Annotated in this window: 17 protein-coding genes; 16 read left to right on the top strand and 1 reads right to left on the bottom strand. The window is 40.0% G+C overall.

Going from position 1 to position 18,172, the window contains the following annotated elements; translation table 11 throughout:
• Window positions 1-218 precede the first annotated feature (218 nt).
• The 6 genes from AC27FM_RS11630 (at window position 219) to AC27FM_RS11605 (ending at window position 6,267) form a co-directional block, all read left to right on the top strand.
• Entirely contained in the window at window positions 219-2,027 is a 1,809-nt protein-coding gene (locus AC27FM_RS11630; protein WP_487088496.1) for a hypothetical protein, read from the top strand.
• A complete protein-coding gene (locus AC27FM_RS11625; RefSeq protein WP_487088494.1) occupies window positions 2,027-2,809 on the top strand; it encodes an NEAT domain-containing protein in 783 nt (260 codons plus the stop codon). Before AC27FM_RS11630 ends, AC27FM_RS11625 begins: the two co-directional genes overlap by 1 nt.
• A complete protein-coding gene (locus tag AC27FM_RS11620) occupies window positions 2,787-3,671 on the top strand; it encodes an ABC transporter substrate-binding protein (RefSeq protein ID WP_487088493.1) in 885 nt (294 codons plus the stop codon). Before AC27FM_RS11625 ends, AC27FM_RS11620 begins: the two co-directional genes overlap by 23 nt.
• Window positions 3,643-4,620: an iron chelate uptake ABC transporter family permease subunit gene (locus tag AC27FM_RS11615; protein ID WP_487088492.1), complete on the top strand. Its 978-nt coding sequence runs from the start codon at window positions 3,643-3,645 to the stop codon at window positions 4,618-4,620. The genes AC27FM_RS11620 and AC27FM_RS11615 overlap by 29 nt, the downstream gene beginning before the upstream one ends.
• Window positions 4,601-5,320: an ATP-binding cassette domain-containing protein gene (locus tag AC27FM_RS11610; protein WP_487088491.1), complete on the top strand. Its 720-nt coding sequence runs from the start codon at window positions 4,601-4,603 to the stop codon at window positions 5,318-5,320. Before AC27FM_RS11615 ends, AC27FM_RS11610 begins: the two co-directional genes overlap by 20 nt.
• Window positions 5,321-5,400: 80 nt before the next feature.
• A complete protein-coding gene (locus tag AC27FM_RS11605) occupies window positions 5,401-6,267 on the top strand; it encodes a competence protein CoiA family protein (RefSeq protein ID WP_487088489.1) in 867 nt (288 codons plus the stop codon).
• Here the strand turns inward: AC27FM_RS11605 and AC27FM_RS11600 are convergent, their stop codons facing one another.
• Window positions 6,268-6,918 (bottom strand): DsbA family protein, encoded by a 651-nt coding sequence (locus AC27FM_RS11600; RefSeq protein ID WP_487088488.1) that lies wholly within the window; start codon window positions 6,916-6,918, stop codon window positions 6,268-6,270. It abuts the gene before it with no gap.
• 158 nt (window positions 6,919-7,076) lie between these two features.
• On the opposite strand from AC27FM_RS11600, the gene yjbM reads away from it, so the two are divergent.
• The 10 genes from yjbM to aroD all read left to right on the top strand — a co-directional run bounded on the left by yjbM (window position 7,077) and on the right by aroD (window position 18,164).
• A complete protein-coding gene (yjbM, locus tag AC27FM_RS11595) occupies window positions 7,077-7,733 on the top strand; it encodes a GTP diphosphokinase (RefSeq protein WP_487088486.1) in 657 nt (218 codons plus the stop codon).
• Window positions 7,734-7,735: 2 nt separating this feature from the next.
• Window positions 7,736-8,548, top strand: a complete 813-nt coding sequence (locus AC27FM_RS11590; RefSeq protein WP_487088485.1) for an NAD kinase — start codon at window positions 7,736-7,738, stop codon at window positions 8,546-8,548.
• A complete protein-coding gene (locus tag AC27FM_RS11585) occupies window positions 8,535-9,443 on the top strand; it encodes an RluA family pseudouridine synthase (protein ID WP_487088483.1) in 909 nt (302 codons plus the stop codon). Before AC27FM_RS11590 ends, AC27FM_RS11585 begins: the two co-directional genes overlap by 14 nt.
• A 5-nt stretch (window positions 9,444-9,448) precedes the next feature.
• Window positions 9,449-10,822, top strand: coding sequence for a magnesium transporter (gene mgtE / locus AC27FM_RS11580; protein WP_487088481.1), 1,374 nt, complete (start codon window positions 9,449-9,451; stop codon window positions 10,820-10,822).
• Between the two features lie 507 nt (window positions 10,823-11,329).
• Window positions 11,330-12,505, top strand: coding sequence for a chorismate synthase (gene aroC / locus AC27FM_RS11575; RefSeq protein WP_487088480.1), 1,176 nt, complete (start codon window positions 11,330-11,332; stop codon window positions 12,503-12,505).
• A gap of 29 nt (window positions 12,506-12,534) precedes the next feature.
• The gene (gene tkt / locus AC27FM_RS11570) at window positions 12,535-14,508 is read left to right on the top strand and encodes a transketolase (RefSeq protein WP_487088478.1); all 1,974 of its coding nucleotides are present in this window, start codon (window positions 12,535-12,537) and stop codon (window positions 14,506-14,508) included.
• 15 nt (window positions 14,509-14,523) lie between these two features.
• Window positions 14,524-15,324 (top strand): shikimate dehydrogenase, encoded by an 801-nt coding sequence (aroE, locus tag AC27FM_RS11565; RefSeq protein WP_487088477.1) that lies wholly within the window; start codon window positions 14,524-14,526, stop codon window positions 15,322-15,324.
• Between the two features lie 27 nt (window positions 15,325-15,351).
• Window positions 15,352-16,338 carry a 3-deoxy-7-phosphoheptulonate synthase gene (gene aroF / locus AC27FM_RS11560; protein ID WP_487088475.1) on the top strand — a complete coding sequence of 329 codons (987 nt, stop codon included), beginning with the start codon at window positions 15,352-15,354 and terminating at the stop codon, window positions 16,336-16,338.
• A 3-nt stretch (window positions 16,339-16,341) separates the two neighbouring features.
• Window positions 16,342-17,400 carry a 3-dehydroquinate synthase gene (gene aroB, locus AC27FM_RS11555; protein WP_487088473.1) on the top strand — a complete coding sequence of 353 codons (1,059 nt, stop codon included), beginning with the start codon at window positions 16,342-16,344 and terminating at the stop codon, window positions 17,398-17,400.
• Window positions 17,401-17,462: 62 nt separating this feature from the next.
• Window positions 17,463-18,164 (top strand): type I 3-dehydroquinate dehydratase, encoded by a 702-nt coding sequence (gene aroD / locus AC27FM_RS11550; protein WP_487088471.1) that lies wholly within the window; start codon window positions 17,463-17,465, stop codon window positions 18,162-18,164.
• The last annotated feature ends 8 nt before the right edge of the window (window positions 18,165-18,172 follow it).

Raw genomic sequence — 18,172 nt, 5'->3', positions numbered from 1 at the left:
CTTATTAAATTTTATATATAATAGTAGAAATTGAAAAAAGGAGTTGCCATTTTGGCAGCTTCTTTTTATTATATATAATATAGGAATATTTAAATATTCCTCAATTAGGGGTGTTCCTGATTGACGTAATGGAAACGCTGTTATATTCTTTAATTACGAATTACATTTATCGAAATAGGGAAATTGATAAATTTCAATTTAATAGGGGAGATTAAATCATGAAATATAAGGGAGTAACACTATTTAGTACGGCACTCATTCTACTTGGAAGCGTTGGCACTGCCACGGTATATATCGCTAATAATCCTACTAATGTAACTGCGAAAGAGATTGGTACGTCTGGTAGTGCACCACTTTTGGGTGGGAATACAGTTATTAGTAATTTGTTGTCGGAAGGTGCTAGTGAGGGTGCGGTTACTAAGGTTGAAGATGGTTATGAAATTGGGTATTCGGTTCGGAATGATGCTGATGATTCTAAACTTTCGGCAGCAAATCCATATTTAACAGGAATATCAAAAGTCACAGAGAACGATGATGGTAGCTATACAGTTAGCATGGAGGCACAAGTATCTAAGTCGTTGGATTCAGATCCTAAGATACCATTGCTACAAATAACTTCGATTAATGGTGAGACTGATATTCCAGTTACAATTCATAAAGATATAGATACTAGTGGTAATGTTGTATATGATTTTAACTTTAAGGTGGATAAACTGAATTCATTAGTAAATGATATACCGGTTGATTTTATTATCACCTTACCTGCTGCATTAAATTTTCCAACAATGTATCCTTCAGCAAAATTCAAGTTTGATGCATTGGACTTAGCCAAAGCTATTAAAGCTAAGAATCCAGATGCCGATGTAACTGACATACTTAAAAGTGGAATAACTGACTTACAGAATCGTTTAGCCGCGATCCAGGATGATGCAGCTACTGAAAAGAAGAATCTTGATGGTAAAGTTGCCAATCTTAATGAGCAACTATCACAATTAAAATTAGATAAGAATGCATCTGACAACAAAGTACAGTCGTTAACAGAACAAGTATCAAAATTAGAAGATAACAAAAAAGACTTGGAAACCCAACAAGAAAACTTAAAAACTCAAATCACTGAATTAACTGATAAGATAAGCAAGTTAACAACTGATGGAACAACATCCACGGATGCTTTAACCGAAGCTAAAACGGCTTTGGAAAAAATAAAAACTGCTAAAGACGCAGTTGATAAGCAGCTTGATACGCTACAAACAACAGCGGACGAACTAAAAACTAAACTAAAAGAGGCTCTAGCAGATGCTAACGCTGCTGATCCAGTAGATGTTAAGGATGAAACTGACAGCAACAAAACTTCAGACGATGCTTCGGATGATATTGCTGACGAGTACCAAGTTCCTTATGTTGTCAACAAGACTGGCACTAACACGGCTTCATTATCATCAGAATATTTCACGAAGACGGCTTATGTAACCAAGAATTCTGATGGCAAGGGCTATTCGGTGGAAATTCAAATGCAATATCCTCTGGCATACACTGAAAACGGAGTGGCTATTAAATCTGTCAGTGGTAAGGACATCGACCAAAGCACTGTTAAGACAACTTCTGATGACAATAACTACGTTAAGAGTTTCCAATTCAATATTGACGAATTATCTGACTTGAACGACGTTACACCTGTAACGATGTCTCTGGATATCCCCAATGCTATCACGGCGACTGAATCAGCTGACTTGGTCTTCAACACGGCTAAGTTACCGATCAATGAAGCAAATAATAATACATCTGACCAAGTCCTAGGTTCTGGTTCAGACACTGGCTCCGGAACTGGTACTACCAGCACGGCTACAACTGGAACTGCTGGAACCACTGGAACCACCGGAACTACTAGTTCAACAGGCACAACATCAGGTACACTACCACAGACAGACGCTAAAGGTTTACCAACATACATCATGTACGCAGGTTTCATCATTCTTGCGGTCACATTAGCTGGTGCTGGTAAGGTAAAGTTCACAGGTAAAAAATAATGAAAAAGCTATGGTATGTAGTTTTTGCCAGCTTAATCTTCTCTATCGTGGCACTGTTCAACGGTCTCCAGCTGACGGCAGATGCCGCAACAATCAACTTTAGCGCACTAAAATCTGGAACTAGTGATACTAGTTATGCTGATGCTTATATGGTCAAACCTGCAACGATCAACATCGTCAATAACAAATATCAAGTTACTTATACTATCAAGACGCAGAAAACATTAGGTAAGTATCCGGTACAAGTTAAGTCGATGAATGTTAATACCACAGGGGTCAAAAATTACGAGGATGGTAATAATTATTATTCGGCTGTAACGTTTGAGTCCGACCAATTGTCAAATATCACAGGTACGATGACGATCAATATCGATTCATACAAGATTCATGCAACGCATACATTTACATTGAAATTTTATGACGTCCCCAGTCTAGGTAGTTCGTCCCAAGCCCAAGCAACTAATAATGGCGAGCAGTCAGCTCCTGCCAACTCTGGACAAGCTAGCAATGGCGATGAAACCAATGCTGGCGGAGATGCTGCTGGTTCAGATAACGGCGAGAAGGCCGTTACGATCGGTGAGCCTGAAAAAATCAATAATAAGGCACAAAAAAAGGCTGAAGCACAGGCTCCAACCAATAAAGATAGTAAGACCAAAGCTATCGAGAAAAAAGACAAGAAAAATAAAGATAACAATATTAACATCCCAAGAATTACAGCAATCACGACCGTAGTGGCACTGATTGCAGGCGGAGGATATTTTGCAGCGAAGAAGTTCTTCTAAAAAAATAATCTTCGTCTTTTTTCTTTGGTTGATCAGCCTGTCTTCGATCTTTTTCTTACACACTCTTTCGGTGGACCAAGTCAAACAGAGCGGCTCTGTCGTGATGACGACTGATGCTCTGACTTGGATGGCAGATGAATTACACATGGATCTAAAGGGGATGCCTAGCTCAGCCTATCCCTTACCCAAGGACTATCAGGACGTTGCTCGAGTGGGTACGCCCAACGCGCCGAGTATGGAAAAAATCAAAAAACTAAATGCCGATGCGGTCTATTCAGTGACGACACTCAAGGATATGCACGGTGATAGCTACAAAGCTAATGACATCAATGTCAAGTACGTCAACGTCCAGACGGTCGATGATTTGAAGAAGTCGATGAATATGCTGGCGAAGAAGTACCATAAGCAAACTTATGCACAGGCATTCATTGATAAGCTGGATAAACGACAACATGCGATTGAGCAAGAGAATAAAAATCGTCCTCGTCAAAGAGTGCTGGTTTTATTTGGGATGCCGGGTGGCAGTTACTTGCAAGCGACGAGTAACTCTTACATTGGCTCATTAGTCGAGATCACCAACAATCAGGTGATCGAACCTAAGAATTCTAAGGGTGAATACATCTCCGTTAATATGGAAGAAATCCAAAAATCTAAGCCAGAGATCGTCATTTGTTTGGCACATGCTATGCCGGAAACGGTGGAAAAATCCTTTAAGCAAGAATTTAGTAATAAGTTGTGGCAATCATTGCCCGCTTTTAAGAATAAGAAGGTTTACTACCTGAGAGAACCGACTTATTCATCCACCGCCAATATGAACGTTATCAAAGCTATGAATGGGATTGATAAAATTGTCAATAAGTAAGAAAAGTAAGTTTAATAAATTTTTATTTTTGAATATTATTGTCTTATTATTATTTGTCTTCTTAAATATCTTCTCAGGTGACAATAGTATGGTAAATCTTCTAGACATTAAAACTAGTGACTATCCGATTTTACAACTCCGCATCAGTCGTACGATGGTGGCGATTTTTACTGGTGGATTGATCAGTATTACTGGTCTGTTCTTACAGTTGATCTTTCGCAATAACCTAGTCGATCCGGGATTAGTCGGTCTGACTTCAAGTACGAGTTTCTTCAAAAATCTGTTGGCAATATTTTTGCCAGCATTTTTGGGTTCCAATATTATCTACGGTGCCGTGGGATCATTTATCTTGGTATTAATCTTGATCTGGCTGAAGTCAAAGGATATCGGACCGACTAGATTCGTCTTGTTCGGTGTCTGTCTGACCGTCTTCTTCATCAGTCTGAATCAAGTCATGAGCTACGTCACCCATGCGGATAATGCAATTTTTTCAGGCTTTAATTTAGTCAGCCCTGACGTGACCTACTTGATGGTCATCGTAGGCGGCATCTTATTATCGATCTTAGTTCTGTTCGACAAATTCATCCCTTATTACTCGTTCAACGATAGTAAGATTACTGAATTGGGAATTGATATTAAAAAAATAAATATTTATATTCTCGTTATCATAAGTATCATTATCGCTACGATCGTCGGCATTGTCGGGGAATTCTTGTTCATTGGGATCGTTATCCCCAATATCGTCAAGTCGCTCAATGGGACTAAGACTGAGAATTATTTCTTTGATACGGTCTTATTGGGAGCTAACTTGATGCTGATATCAGATTTTATCGGGCGAAATTTATTTTTCCCAGTAGAAGTTCCTGCCGGGCTGATCTGTAGTCTGATCTGTGCACCGATTTTATTTTATTTTGTATTGAGAGGCAGCCATGGAAGCAAAGAATATTAATTATTCATATGATGATGACATAGTGATAAACAATCTTTCAGTGACACTGCCTGAGCGCGGTGTAACTTCTTTGATCGGCCCTAATGGTAGCGGCAAAAGCACGTTGCTGAAGATAATGACTGGTCAGATCCAGGACTATCAAGGACAAGTGCGATATCGCAATAGTGATTTCTTACAAATGTCAGTCAAACAACGCTCGCAACTAGTCTCGTATTTTAATCAGCGGGAGCGTGTCTACGGACTGATCAGTGTCCGCGCGATTTTGGACATGAGCAATCAAAAAAATATCGACTATATGGAATTTGTTGATTACTTCGGGTTAGCTGACAAGTTGGATGAATCTTTTAACAATCTATCTGGTGGTCAACAACAAGTCTTGCTAGTTTTGGCAGTTTTAATTGAGAATACGGACTATGTTTTTTTAGATGAACCATTCAATAACTTAGACCCACTGTACAAGTCCAAGTTGGTAAATCTGATTCGGTTCCGAAAGCAGTACCAATCTTTCTTCATCGTTGACCATGACATTGATACTTTGGCGATGCTGTCGGATTGGGTTTTGTTGTATAAGGATGGTGTGATCGTCAATGGCGGTGATACGAATATCTTGGACAGCCAAAACCTCAGCTATATTTTCAACACGCACTTTCAGACCTACTTTGATGGGGCTGGGAACAAGCGCTTAGTTCAATACTTTTAATTAAAAATCGTAGCCGGCACTTGTCAGTTACGATTTTTTTGATGTATTTTTCACGTAATTTAATTTAAGAGGTGAAAAATATGTATGCGGCACTTAATCAAGCTAAGCAACTGATCTATGCAGTTGAGAGTAATTTTGAAGATAAGTATTACTGTGTCGAATGTGAGCTCCCAGTTGTTTTGATCCAAAATGACGACAAGGCTTTTTTTCGACACGAGAATACCTCTCACAATGAAGAAAATGAGCGTGATATTCACAAAAAAGGCAAAGAACTGATCGTTGATGCTTTGAAGATACTCGGCTATCAAGAGATTGCAACAGAATACTATTTGAAGCCGATCAAGCAGCGAGCGGATGTTTTGGTTGCCAATAAGATGATTCTTGAGTATCAGTGCGCAAAAATAAACGCTGATAAATTATCCAATCGTGTGGAAAGTTACCATGCGTTAAAAATCCCTAATCTGTGGATACTAGGGGGAGAATACCTATCGAATCAATTGTATCGGACCCATATGAAATTCATCTCATATCGTCAGCCATGGGGATTTTATTTGATTATGCTCGATTCAATGCAGGAACAAATAAATTTATTTTACGGTATAAAATTATTTGGGCCATTCAATAAACTTCAATATCAAAAAAAGAACTTTTTGATCGAAGATATCAAGAATCTGTTGGAATTTGAACCTAAGTTGACTCGAAATAGTCAGACTGAGATCAGTCCATATCAACTGGAAAAAATCCGCAAGTTAAAAAATAAAAAGACTGATGATTTAAAATTGCGTTTTTATAACAATTCCGGTCTGACAGTTGAAGAACATCTACAAGGAAAAAAATTCGGAGCTATCAAGCCAGTCTATCAAAATCATCAGTGGAGAATGAGCTGCGGTGAAAAAGCTAAGTATTTTCAGCAACCTTTTTTGAGTACAAAAAAAGAAGGCAACTGATTACCTTCTGAATTGGTCAATACTTACGACTGTGCTGTTGTTGATGTATGTCGGTTTGGTTTGCGGCATAGTGGATTCCAGCATTGCAGTTAAGTTGTGATTGATAGTTTCTTCAGACGTTTTACTACCGAAGTCGTTGATCATGATACCCGGTTTTTCGGGATGTTCGTTGTCAAAAATCACGATAGTAGGAGCTTTTTCGATTTGCATTTCTTTTGATAATTGCTTATCACGTTTGATACCAAGCTCGACGCAGTAACTATCTTTTTCAGCCATTATGGATTTATAGTCCAAACCACTGTTGACAATGGCTTTTTTGATAGTTTCATCGTCGAAAGGATGTTGATAGGTGTTGATCTGTTCTTGTAAGTTCATTAAAAAATTGCGTGCTTTTTTATTGCCTTGACATGATGCGGCTTGATACAAACGAGCAGCTTCTTCTACTTCTTGTGTAGCTTTAGCGCGTTGTTTCAAATCACATAACTTATAACCTTGTAATTGAATATATTCATTGATTGTTTCCATATTAAAATTTGTAACAAAATGATATTGCGTTTCAATTTCATGTTTTCTTGTGAAGTCAATAATTGATTGTTCTACCTTTAGGCAATACGAACATACGGGATTTATATAAACAAAAACTTCCCACATTTTGATTCCCTCCATCTCTCTAGCATAGTCATTCTAACAGCAATAATATAAAAGGTAAAATTTTTAACTCACGAATTAATTTTTTTCGTAATTCTATCATTGTAGTGCAACTTGCCCAAAATTACGATATATTAAATAAGGAAGTAAGTGGGGTTATCATGACAGAAATCAAATGGAATGAGTTTTTGATACCATATTCGCAAGCAGTAGATGAATTAAAAATAAAATTTAGAGATCTTCGTAAGGAGTTTTTGGAAAAAAACGAGCACTCACCGATTGAATTCGTTACAGGTCGTGTTAAGACGATCGATAGTATCAAAGAGAAGATGCGCCGTCGTTATATCTCCGAAGATCTGCTTGAACAGGATATGCAAGATATTGCTGGAATCAGAGTTCAATGCCAATTTGTTGAAGATATCTACGATGTTGCTAGACTATTACATATGCGCGAAGATATGCGTGTCATCGAGGAACGTGATTATATCGCCAATAGTAAGTCTAGTGGATATCGCTCGTACCATGTAGTTATAGAGTATCCTATTCAGACGGCTAGTGGCCAGAAAAAGATCTTGGCTGAGATTCAAATCAGAACTTTAGCGATGAACTTCTGGTCAACGATCGAACATTCACTCAACTACAAGTACCAAGGTGATTTCCCCGAAGAGATCAACGAACGTTTGAAACGTGCAGCTGAGGCTTCATTCATGCTGGATGAAGAGATGTCGAAGATCCGTGAAGAGATTCAAGATGCACAACAGTATTTCACTGATCGTAAGCGAGATGTAAATAATACAACGGAGCATAAGGATAAATAACAATGAAATTTTGGGTAAATAATAATAACAAAGAGCAGTCAGTGGCAGCTGCCAATAAGCTCAGACAGGCTTTGGTCGATAATGGAATGGAACAAGATCGCCGTGACCCACTGTTGGTCATTAGTGTCGGTGGCGATGGTACGTTATTGAGTACCTTTCACGCCTATGCTGCACATTTGGACAAGGTCAAATTCCTAGCGTTACATACTGGACATTTGGGCTTTTATTCTGATTGGACTGATGAGGAGATCGATGAATTGGTGGACTGCATCATCAAGTGTAATGAGAAGATTCCGTCGACTAGTTATCCACTATTGGATATTAGAGTTGAACGTACAGAGGGTGAATCATTCCACGAGACTGCCATCAATGAGACGGTCATTCGGCGCCTGTCAGCATTGACGATGAAAACAAAAGTTAATCTAGACGGAGAATTCTTTGAGAATTTCCGTGGAGATGGACTGTGTTTTGCGACGCCAACTGGTTCTACGGCTTATTCTAAGGCTATCGGTGGCGCGCTGATCCACCCCAAGATCAGTGTTTATCAGATGGTCGAGATGGCATCGATCAACAATCGTGTTTACAGAACGATCTCATCGCCAATTATTATTCCCCACAATCAACAAGTCGATCTCTATCCACATCGAGCAGATGATTATGTCATCACCTGTGATGGAATTTCAACCAAATTAAAAAACGTTAAAAAAATCTCAGTCAAACTCAATTATCAGCGAGCACAATTCGCTCAATACCGTCACCGCCATTTCTGGACGAGAGTAGAAACGGCCTTCTTAGGAAAAGATGACCAACAATAATCGCTATTTAAAATTCACGATTAAGGATGACGATAAAAAAATCATCCGCAAATTTTTAGAACATCAGCGATTCTCCTCAAGTCAACTGCATAATTTGAAGAACAAAGGCGGTCAAATTTTTGTTAACCACAAGCAACGTCACTTTAATTTCAAGATGAAAACCGGGGATATCTTACTGATAGTCTTGAATGATGAACGTCCATCGGACTTGATCGAATCAATGGAAGGCACGATCGACGTTGTTTATGAAGATGAGTATTTACTAGTTGTGAATAAACCACCGGGGTTGGCTAGTCTACCAGCAAGGGCAAGGTCTAGCAAGACGGTGGCAAACATCGTCAAGTATTATTTGGAACAGAAACATGAAAATAGCACGATCCATCTAGTCACTAGATTGGATCGAGATACTTCAGGATTAATGGTTTTTGCCAAGAATTCATATACACATTCATTATTAGACCAGATTCTGCATTCAGAGGGGTTTAAAAAATACTACTTAGCCTTTGTATATGGACAGATGAAACCAGCTTCAGGATTGATCGACCTTCCTATCGGTATCGATCCTAAGGCTTTTTATTTGCGAGCAATTGATTGGAAAAATGGCAAAGATTCGAAGACAATGTATGAAACAGTCGATACTTATCATTCTGCCAGCCTGCTGCGGCTGAAATTATTGACCGGACGAACGCATCAAATCCGTGTGCATCTCAGTGCTATGGGTCATCCGATCATTGGAGACGAAATGTATAGTCACAAAAAAGATACCATTATGAAGCGGCAAGCATTGCATTGTTATGAGTTAGAGATAGTCCATCCTGTGACGAAAAAAATACTAAAATTAAAAGCGCCAATTCCCCAAGATATGGTATCGTTAAGGGGTGCGTTAAAGGGGTGAGAGTAATGGATGAAAATGAAAAAAGACTGCAAGAAAAGTTTGCACAACTAAAAACGTATTTAGATAAAGGTGATAAAAAGCGATTTAGAAAAACCTATCTAGATATGCATTTTTATGACCAGAGCACTTTTTACCTTACCTTAGATAAACCAGAACGTTTGAGCTTGTATACACTATTAGAACCAGATGAAATGGGTGATATGTTCGATACGATCGAGGATGATCTCCCAGAAATACCTGAATTTCTAAAAGAAATGGATTTGAATTTTGCGGCAGAAATGTTGAATGACATGTATGATGATAATGCTGCCGATGTTTTGGAACACTTGGATAAAGTCGATGTTGATCGTTTCTTAGGCCAGATGCCTCGTTCCGATGCTAACAATCTGCGTGGATTACTTCATTACGATACTGAGACTGCCGGTGGTATCATGACAACGGATTACGTCCGTTTTCATGAAGGTAAGACTGCCGCTGATGCGATCCGTGACTTAAAGGATTTTGCCGAAACAGCCGAAACGATTTATTATTTGTATGTTCTCGATCATCATGACGATTTAGTCGGGGTCATGTCATTACGTGACTTGATCCTGTTAGAGCCAGATGATACTTTGGGAGAAAAAATGAACAGCGACGTTATAACGGTCAACGTTGATGCGGATCAGGCAGAAGTTGCTAAAGTCTTCAGAGACTATGAGTTTCTTGCCGTTCCCGTTGTTGACCATTCCAATCAACTAGTCGGTATCGTTACGGTTGATGATGTTATCGAAGTTATCGATGACGAATCCTTACAAGACTATTCAGGACTTGCCGGTGTTAGTGTCGATGAGACAGTCCAAGATAATCCATTCAAGGCGGCGTCAAAACGTCTACCTTGGTTGATCACTCTATTACTATTGAGTATGATCACAGCGACTTTGATCAACCACTATGAGAGTTTGCTAGCTGAGGCCAGTATCTTGGCAGTGTTCATCTCAACCATTACCGGTACCGCTGGTAATGCTGGTACTCAGAGTTTGGCTGTGGCAGTTAGACGTTTGGCAGTCGAGGAGATCGATCGACATGATTTCTTCAAGCTGATCGCTAAAGAATTACTGACAGGACTGATCACCGGGATCGTTACTGGTGCGTCAGTCTGGTTACTAGTTGGATTTTGGAAGCATAACTTCATACTCGGTATGGTTATCGGCCTCGCCATGTGCGCAGCCATCACCGTGGCCAACTTAGCGGGTAGTTTGATCCCAATGATGATGTCTAGCTTTGGTTTTGATCCGGCGGTTGCCAGTGGTCCATTTATTTCGACACTTAGTGATCTGACTAGTGTCTTGATCTACTTCAGTATTGCCGGAATCTTTTTGCAATCATTTGTACGAATGTGAACACATCTATGCTTGAGACTAAAGTCTCAGGCTATTTTTTTTGAATTAAATTAAAAAAATTAATATTACTCTAAACGTTGTCCCAGTAGTTTTTAGCGTCGTGTTTGGCGGTGTAAATGTAAACTAATCCTGAAAATAGACTTGCACAATGAAAAAATTAATGCTAAATTATGTGCATGTTAAAAGTAACTGAGAAACATTAAAAAATAACTAATAAAGGCAGGAAACAAAAATGAAACGATTTACGACTAATTTGAGAAATTATTATTTGTTTTATATCTAGCTGGTCGTCACGAGTGTGTCGATCAGGCACACTCGATATAAAACAATTTTTGTTGTTGGATTAATCGAGTGAAGGTAACAATTTCATCACTTGGTTAAACCAACTACAAGTAATTTATTCTCGTTCATTTTTTGTTTTAGAACAATAGATTATTTTGATAGCGATAAACCAAGTTGATTGGTTTATCGCTATTTTTTTATTCAAAGATCAGGAGGAATTCAAATATGAAATACATGACAGCCGGTGAAAGCCACGGACCAGAAGAAATCGCAATTATTGAAGGAATTCCTTCAGGATTAAAAATTACAAATACAGATATTAATCAGGAACTAAGTCGTAGACAACATGGATATGGACGTGGTAATCGACAAAAAATCGAGAGTGATACAGTTTCGATCCTCTCAGGGGTCAGACATCAATTAACATTAGGTTCACCGATAACTTTAAATGTTCACAATGATGATCATGATCATTGGGCAAGCATCATGTCAGCTGACGATGCAGCAACAAAAGAAAATTCGGTCAGGAAAGTAGTTAGACCTAGACCGGGACACGCTGATCTAGTCGGAGGAATGAAGTATCGCCACAAGGATTTACGAAATGTCCTTGAACGTTCATCAGCTAGAGAGACCGTTATGAGAGTAGCCGTCGGGGCAGTTGCTAAGCAGTTACTAAGGGAATTAGGAATCGATGTTCACGGATTCGTTGCCAACATCGGACCAGTGAAGACTAAGGTCGACCAATTGACCAATTTTCATAATTTAGATGAATTAAGACAGGTGACTGAAAGTTTTGCTACTAGAACATTTGATACTGAGACCGATTCAGCCATGCAGGAAATCATCGATCAAGCAAAAAAAGAAGGTAATACAGTCGGTGGTACGGTACAAGTGGTGGCGACGGGAGTTCCCGCTGGTATAGGTTCTTATGTTTCAGCAGATACGAAGCTGGATGCGAAGATTGCCGCTAGTATTGTTGGCATCAATGCTTTCAAAGGCGTAGATTTCGGTGGAGGTTTTGATAACTCTGAAAAATTCGGTAGTCAGGTCATGGACGAGATTCTTTGGTCAGAAGAAAAAGGCTTTTATCGTAGTTCAGATAACTTAGGTGGCTTCGAAGGTGGTATGACGACTGGTGAGATGATCGTAGTACGAGGTGTCGTCAAGCCGATTCCAACGCTATATCAACCGATGATGTCAGTCGATGTTGACACACATGCTCCTCATAAGGCAAGTATCGAGCGTTCAGACACGACCGCAGTTACTGCAGCAGCAGTTATCGCCGAGCACATGGTTGCGATTGAACTAGCCAAGGCGATGTTAGACAAATTTGATTCAGATAACTTAGAACGTTTACAAGCACAATTAAAAAATTACCGTGAAGAAATCAAACAATTTTAAATAATCTGTAAATAAAGAGGGTAAATATTATGAGACAAGATAGAGAAAATATCAATACGATGAAAATGTTAGCCGTTCAATCCATTACTAAAGCTGGTTCAGGTCACCCAGGTATTGCCATCGACCTAGCAACTACACTTTACACTCTAGCAACAAGACATCTAGTAGTTGATCCGACTTCACCAAAATGGATCGATCGAGATCGTTTAGTTTTGTCGGCGGGACACGGTTCAGCACTGTTATACAGTTTCTTACATCTTGCTGGTTTTGATTTATCCATTGATGATTTGAAGTCATTTCGTAAGTTAGGTTCTAAGACACCGGGACATCCAGAATTTGGCATCGTTCCTGGAGTAGACGCTACTACGGGACCACTAGGACAAGGTTTAGGAATGGGTATCGGCATGGCAATGACCCAAAAGCGCATGGAGGCACAATTTGGCGAGCTGATGTCGCATGATACATTCGTGATCGTCGGTGATGGGGATCTAATGGAGGGAGTTTCTCATGAGGTTTCAGAATTCGCCGGTAATAATAATTTGAATCGCCTGATCGTTTTGTACGATTCAAATGATATCTCGTTAGATGGACCAACAAATCGTTCCTTTAAGACTAACGTCAGACAACGTTTTGATTCATACGGTTTTGAAACCTTTTTAGTTGAAGATGGCGAAGATGTCGAGGAGATCGACCAGGCTATCATCGCTGCTAAGAAGTCCGACAAACCTAGTTTTATTGAAGTAAGAACTGTCATCGGTCGCGGAACACCTAATGAAGGTACTAACAAAGTTCATGGAGCACCACTAACTTGGAACGAAATTGAAGTTTTAAAAGACAATTTGAACTGGCACCATCAGGATTTTGAAGTTACGGACACGGTTAGAGAATCATTCAAGCAACAAATTTTTGACCGAGGACATCAAGCTAGATTGGCTTGGGAAGAACGACTACACAATTCCAAACAACGTTCAGAATTACTACGGTCATTTGCTCCGGTGACGGTATCTGAAAGCCAACTACCGCATTTTGAAATCGGAGCTAAGAAGAATGGACGGGTCTTTGGTAAGGACGTACTCAATTCATTATCCGAACAAATCCCGAATCTGATCGGTGGTTCGGCGGATCTAGTATCTTCCACCAAGACTAGCATTGATAACGGTGGGATGTTCGACGCTAGTAATCCACTAGGTCGCAATATTCCTTTCGGCGTTCATGAGTTTGGGATGGGAACGATCTTGAATGGGATGGCACTGCACGGCGGAGTTAAGGTCTTCGGATCAACTTTTGCAGTATTTTCTGATTACATGAAAGGTGCCATCAGACTCAGTGCTTTGCAAAAACTACCTGTTACGTTTGTACTCACGCATGATTCAATTGCTGTAGGTTCAGATGGACCTACTCACCAACCAGTTGAGCAGATGGCAGGATTGCAGAGCATACCTAATCTAAACGTGATTAGACCGGGTAGTCCTAATGAGATCGTTGCCGCATGGAAAACGGCGATTGAATCTACTAATAAACCAACGGTGATCATACTAAGTCGCCAAGATATCGAAGAACTACAAAATGATAATTCAGCTATTTTACTTCAATCAAGAGGTGGATACGTTTCGTCCTTCGAACACGGACAGCTATCAGCCATCTTAATGGCTAATGGGACGGAATTACCACTAGCACGTGAGGCACAGAATCAATTAGCCATGAACAATATTCATGTCAGAGTGGTTTCGATCCCTAATCAGGCCGAATTCATGGATCAAGCGTCGTCATACCGTGAGAGCGTCTTACCAGATAATCAACGTTGCCGAGTTGCTATCGGAATGGGAAGTTCACTCGGATGGGCTAACCTAGTGGGCTTAGATGGTGAGATCATCGGTATGGACGGCTTTGGTCGATCCGGTGATGAGGCTGACGTCGAAGATATGTTTGATTTTACAGTCGAAGATGTAGTAGCAGAGGTCATGAAATTAGTCAGAATCAATCGCAAGCGCATGGCATCATAAAACGAGGTGGAGATTATGGAACAAGAATTATACGGTTTGATAGGTTATCCAGTAGCGCATTCCAAATCGCCACAGATGCATAACGCCGCTATGAAAGAACTAAATATTAACGCTAAATATCAAGCTTTTGGTTTCAAACCTAGTGATATAGCTGAAAAAATCGCCGAATTGAAAAAACTAAATATTCAAGGTTTCAACGTGACCATGCCCTATAAGAATAAAATAATAGATTTCTTAGATGAAGTTGATGCCAAAGCAACTAAGTTGGGTTCAGTCAATACCGTACAAAATATCAACGGCAAATGGATCGGACATTCAACTGATGGTGCGGGATTCTGGAAGACGATAACTACGATACCAAAAACGGTGTCATTGATCGGATCAGGTGGGGCGGCAAGGTCTATCCTAGCTTCAAAACCCGATGGTATAACGATACATGTGTTTAATCATCGTAGCAGTCGCTTCGAACAACACGCTAGAGATATTTATCGACTGATGGGGATAGAACTTGAGGATTTAGCAGATATTCAGCAAGTTTTACCTACGACTGATTTAGTCATCAATGCGACTAATGTCGGAATGCAAGATGAGACCAGCGTATTATCAGAGTCTGACTTTGCACTGATGTCTGGTGGTATGGCGGTGGATATCATCTATCGCGATCAGTCGACACGATTTTTAGAATTAGCTAGAAACGCAGGATTACAAACCAAGAATGGTCTGGATATGTTAGTTGCACAGGGAGCATTGAGTTTTGAAATCTGGTTCGGAAGACCAGCTCCAATTGAATTGATGAGTCAAGTAGTCAAAAACTAAATAAAAAATTGAAATGAGGAAATTAATATGATTATCGTAACTAAAAATACTGAGAGTGCTAATGAAATTATGAAACAAGCTGAAGAAGCTGGTCTAAAGGACGTCTTCCAACATAATGAACGAGTAGGATTTGCACATGCCAAGGATATTGCCGATGTACCTTTTGCAATCGAAGCCGAGGAAGTCATCACAGACCATCCCGCCGCATTACAAGCATCAAGACTATTTCATCCAGAGAATACAGTTATCCGCACGGAACACAGCGTGGTAGGGGATGGCTCATTCACTAAGATTGCTGGACCTGATTCGATCGAATCTCCTGAACATGTTCTAAAGATGGGACGTGCGGTCAAAGAAGTCGGTGGAACAATGCTAAGAGGTGGCTCATTCAAACCTAGAACTAATCCATACACGTTCCAAGGTAATGGTGAAGAAGGTTTGAAAGAACATCGTGCTGCGGCGGATAAGTTAGAGATGGATATGGTTACCGAGATCATGGACACTAGAGATATTGACTTAGTCGATAAATACACGGATATCTTCCAAGTTGGGACACGTAATATGCAAAACTTCGCATTACTCAAAGTACTGGGTAAGACACGCAAACCAATCATTCTAAAACGTGGTATGTCAGCGACCATTGATGACCTGTTGAATGCTTCCGAGTACATCGCTGCAGGTGGCAATACCCAAATTATGCTGATGGAACGTGGAATTAGAACTTTTGATAACAAGTACACTCGTAACACCATGGATGTTTCAGCCATTCCCGTTCTTAAACAATTGACACATTACCCAATATTGGCTGACTCATCACATGCCGCTGGAGTATCAGACTTAGTTACACCGATCGGTCTAGCTGCAGTAGCTGCTGGCGCTGATGGTTTGATGACGGAGATTCATGATCATCCTGAAAAAGCCTTCGTTGATGGTAAACAAGCATTAACACCAGAACAATTTCAACATCTAGCCAAGTTATCTGACAAAATACATGAAATAGTGAAAGAAGCGTAAAAGATGATTACCGTAACTCTACCTACCAAAACATACAATATTGAAATCAAATCAGGTTTAAATCAAAGAATCGGTTCTTTGGTCGAATCAGTTTGGAGTTCTCGAAAAATAGTTTTGATCTCCGATCAAGAGGTAGCTCAACACTACCTACAAGATGCGGAATCACAATTAAAAAAGTCTGGCTTTGACGTTTTAGTCGAAATCGTGCCAGTGGGGGAATCTTCCAAGAGCTTGGCGACGGTCAGTAAGATCGTTACTGACATGGCAGCCGCTGGTTTTACTAGAAAAGACGGAGTTGTTGCTCTAGGTGGTGGAGTTGTCGGTGACTTGTCAGGCTTGGTCGCAAGTCTATATATGCGTGGTATTCCGTTCATTCAAATAGCTACTTCCTTAACGGCGATGGTCGATTCGAGCGTTGGTGGTAAAACGGCGGTCAATCTAGGCAATGTCAAAAATATCATTGGGACCTTCCATCAACCAGATTTGGTGATTATTGATCCAGGATTTTTAACTACCTTATCGCAACGTAACTTAGTTGAAGGATACGGCGAGGTCGTAAAGTGTAGCGCCTTAGCTGGTGGGGAATTCTTCAAATTGACCGGTAAAATCAGCAGTCCTGCTGACATCATTGAGCGGGCATTAGAGCTGATCACCGATTCGATTTCGTTCAAAGCCGATGTAGTTATGAAAGATGAGAAAGAACAAAATTTGCGGAGAATCTTAAACTTTGGACATACATTCGGACATGCAATCGAACTATTGGCACATGGAGATTTGAAACACGGTGAAGCAGTTGCCATCGGCATGGTTCAAATCAGTCAGCGCTTTGAAGATGCAGGGATAACGAAAGTAGGCATCACACAATCCATAGTCGAGAGGCTAAAGGCGGTCGGTTTACCAACTGATTCTGACTTGATCGGTACGGCTGGATTTTTTGACCACTTAAAAAACGACAAAAAAAATGACGGTAAACAATTGAACTTAGTGGCACTGTCAGAAATCGGCAAGCCAGTTTTAGTTCCTAAGAGTTTATCATCAATGGCAGAGTTTTTGAAAAGTTAACCGAGTTATTAAGAGATTAGGCACGAGAAATTTGAATTAAGAGATCAGATAAGGTGAATCAAATGATGAAGCAAATTATCCTAGAAAAACAACGTCCACAATTAGTAGTTCCCATCGTCGAAACTAATTTGACGGACACATTAGCCGTTATAACGCAGGTCGAACACTCTTGTGCAGATATGATCGAACTACGAGTCGATTACTGGGAACGGTTGTCAGACTTGACTTTATCCACTTTTCAACTGATAAATGAAGCTACTTCGTTACCGATCATCGTGACTTGGAGAACTAAAACTGAGGGTGGACGATGTCAGTTCAATAAATCTGAATATGAGAAGATTTATACCAACGCAATCAGCGCTGGAATCTCAATAGTCGATATTGAATTCAGATTATTTCCCGAACTCAGACAGTTGATAGGATTTGCTCATCGTAACGGAACCGAGGTCATTGGTTCTTTTCATGATTTCAATGAGACACCTGTGGAATTAAAGCAAATAATGACAGAAATTGATCACAGCCTTGCAGACATCGTCAAAGTTGCCGTTATGCCACAGGAAAAATCTGATGTCAAATTATTATTAGAATCGACTAGAGATCTTGTTAAACCAGCGATTTCTATCAGTATGGGAGAATTAGGAGCGATCAGCCGTTATGAAGGCTTCAAATATGGTTCGAAATTTACCTTTGGTACCTTAGGTAAATCTTCAGCACCAGGGCAACCGACGATTGAAGAGCTGAACAATTATTACAGTCATTATTAAGCGGTTTT

This window comes from Companilactobacillus sp. y65-5 (genome assembly GCF_057541095.1).
Note: the sequence above shows the minus strand (reverse complement) of the source record. Positions and strands in the feature narration are given on the sequence as shown.